Here is a 2834-nt window from a genome sequence, read left to right as displayed (position 1 = left end):
ATCTCAGCTTTATACAAAGATGATAAAGGTCAACAAAAGGAGATTACTGCAAAGGCGAAATCCTATATAGATGTTATCCAATCTATTCCTAATGAGACGAGAAAACACTAGCTAATACTGAATCGATGTATTAATACTACTAAGCTCAATTTAGTTTGAAAGCTGACAAGAAGACACTATTGAGGTGAATATAATTATGAATACATTTTCCAAAGCGGCTCTTGCAACAACAATATCTTTTAGTATGCTTGCTAGCGGTGTTTCTGGCGCTTCTGGAGCAGCTTTCAAGTCCATTATTATGCAAGTGAATAACGTACCCTTGCCAGGGGATGTAGACCTCTATGTTCAGAATGGTTCCACATTAGTAGCATTGAATATGATAAGATCGATTCCTGGTGTAACGATCAACTGGAACAATACTTCTAAAACGGTAACTGTAGATAATAACGGAACAAAATCAACACTGGTGGCTGGTAAAAAAGAGACAATGGTAGGTGATAAAAAAGTAACGCTGCCTACTTCTTCTGTAATGAAAAATGGTCGTGTTATGGTACCGCTGCGTTTCATTGCAGATGCGTCCGGTTCTCAAGTGTACTGGAATGCTCCAGATCGTACAGTTTACGTAGCTAAGCCGACAGAAGACATGCTGAAAGAAATCCAATCTAGCGATATTTCTATAGCTCGTCATGGTGCATACAGTCTTCCACGTATTGCTAAAGTTAATGTATTGTCAGGTGAAGAAGGGGATAGTATGGCTTATATTCGCTACTTCCCAAAAAACCAATCCAGCGAATTTTTTGAACAACATATGGACATTGTGAATTACTATCGTATCATTGACACACATGTAGAGCTGCTCTGGTCTGCAAGGCTAAACCTGCAACAGGAAGCTAAAAATGCAAGCCTGCCGTTCCTCACCAACAAAATTGTTGAACAAAGCGGCAAAATGCCAACGATCCATAAGGGCGTAGTTTATTATAATTATAGCGTTCCGGGTGGAACCACGTTCGGGACTATCGATAAAGCTGGCAAAAAAACTCGTCTGGGGGAAGCGACTGAAGATCAGGCGAGACAAATGTTCTTCTCTATTCCAGAAGAAGAACAACTATAGAAGAGAGGTGTTAGAGTGGCTGTAAGCATTTCTATTTTTAAACCGAGAGGAAAGGGGTGACTGATTTTAAAATAGATTACTTGGCTATGTGTTCGATGATTAGTACTTCATCTTTATTAGATTACGTATACAAGGGAACGTAGGGATTACAGCACGTTGTAAAGTAAGGAGGAAATCATGAAATTCGTGCAGATTATGTCTGTAGGTGCGATAGTGGTGTTAGTGATTTCAGGGTGTAGTGGTAAGGCAAGCTCAAATCATCAACTGCCTCAGACCGAAGTGAATAATACCGGGGTAAACAGCACAAAGGAAGGTGTAAAAAAAGTAGACGAAAAAGCAACTGTAGAAACATCTAGAGCAACTGTTAAAAAGGTGAACACCTTAGATTATTCTCAGTATTATAATAACCAAGACAAATCTAAGGTTGTAGTTTCGGGAAAACAGATTGTATGGAAAAATAAAGACGTTACTTTTACAGCAAAATTAACTAACGCTAAAGGGGAAGAAGCAGTCGAAGCCAATGAAGTTGTGGATTCTATGAAAATAAAAAGTAAGCGTGGAGAGCAACTCGTTAAGTTCAACCCACGACCTTTGAGAGTTAACTCACTTTTCTTATCTAAAAGCAACCAGGTAGCTCTTCATGTAAGCGATCACGAGGGTAGTAGACTTATTTTAATTAATTTATCCGATGGGGCTCAAACTATTGTAAACATGTTTGAGATGAATAGTGACGGAGCCGGGAGCGAAAAGATTGATGCCTATAACTGGTCGCCTGATGGAAAAAAGATTGCGTTTGGAATCGGTGATCTAGGTTCAAGTTATATCGGACTATACAATGTTGAGCGTAAGAGCTATATGCATGTGTCCGATAAGGACTTTACATTGATCTCATCTATAGTTTGGCACAAAGATGGGAAAAGTTTTGACTTTGTGAGTAAAGGTGACGATTCTCCACAAGCAGTACTCTATACTTACTTAGAAACAAAAAAATCAATTTTAAAGAAGGGTTCTTTAACTAAGAATGATGAGCAGAAGATATCTCAATTAACACCGAAATTTGATTGACATATACAGGAGAGTTTTTTTGAAACCGTATCTACTAAATAGTCATAATTTTAAACTCCACTTTTTTCGGCTTTAATGCACCACTCTATCAACATTATAGATTTACTTTTGAATATTTAATGATTGCTTGTGGTCAACAAAGGACTGAAAAAAGCATATGTGATGGAAATTGGCCGCGCTGATCATGGGACAAAAGTATGTGTGGTTCGCAATGACGCGCAAATACTCGATATCAGCAATGCAATCTGTCTAGAACGAAGAAGCACAAAGTTAGAGAATGCGGTCGGAAGGATATTCACAGATAATTGAAGTATAAAATTAACCGGGGAGTTGCTTATGAACATTTTCATGAGTAAGTTTCTAAAGTGCTTTGCAGCGATTTTGTTGAGCTATGCAATAGGTATAGGGTTATTTTACGCTTTGGGATATCAGATGAGCGCTATGGGAATCTATGCAATTCTGACAGGAATTGTGACTGGAGAAATAATCAACTTCGCATTATCAAAGCGAGAGAAATGAACCTATGTATCCCCTGATTGCATCAACATCAGGGGATTTTTCATGTAATTTAAAGGTCCAACAGAGTTTCTGCATGGGACCTCTATATCATTACTGGTGAGAATCCACATGGGGAAATGAATTAGTCATGTCAACTCTG

Annotated in this window: 2 protein-coding genes; both read left to right on the top strand. The window is 38.4% G+C overall.

What is annotated here, in order from left to right; all coding sequences use genetic code 11:
* Positions 1-196 precede the first annotated feature (196 nt).
* Positions 197-1111 carry a copper amine oxidase N-terminal domain-containing protein gene (locus GRP75_RS23440; protein ID WP_160790509.1) on the top strand — a complete coding sequence of 305 codons (915 nt, stop codon included), beginning with the start codon at positions 197-199 and terminating at the stop codon, positions 1109-1111.
* Between the two features lie 177 nt (positions 1112-1288).
* The gene (locus tag GRP75_RS23435; protein ID WP_160790508.1) at positions 1289-2176 is read left to right on the top strand and encodes a PD40 domain-containing protein; all 888 of its coding nucleotides are present in this window, start codon (positions 1289-1291) and stop codon (positions 2174-2176) included.
* Positions 2177-2834: the final 658 nt, after the last annotated feature.

The organism is Paenibacillus sp. OT2-17 (assembly GCF_009827695.1).
In the GTDB taxonomy this organism is placed as follows: domain Bacteria; phylum Bacillota; class Bacilli; order Paenibacillales; family Paenibacillaceae; genus Paenibacillus; species Paenibacillus polymyxa_B.
The sequence above is the reverse complement of the archived record's forward strand: the minus strand, read 5'-3'. Positions and strand labels throughout refer to the sequence as shown.

What these genes read in the sequence shown, in the direction of transcription:
- GRP75_RS23440 (WP_160790509.1), top strand. Translation starts at nt 197, where the DNA reads ATGAATACATTTTCCAAAGCGGCTCTTGCAACAACAATATCTTTTAGT.
- GRP75_RS23435 (WP_160790508.1), top strand. Translation starts at nt 1,289, where the DNA reads ATGAAATTCGTGCAGATTATGTCTGTAGGTGCGATAGTGGTGTTAGTG.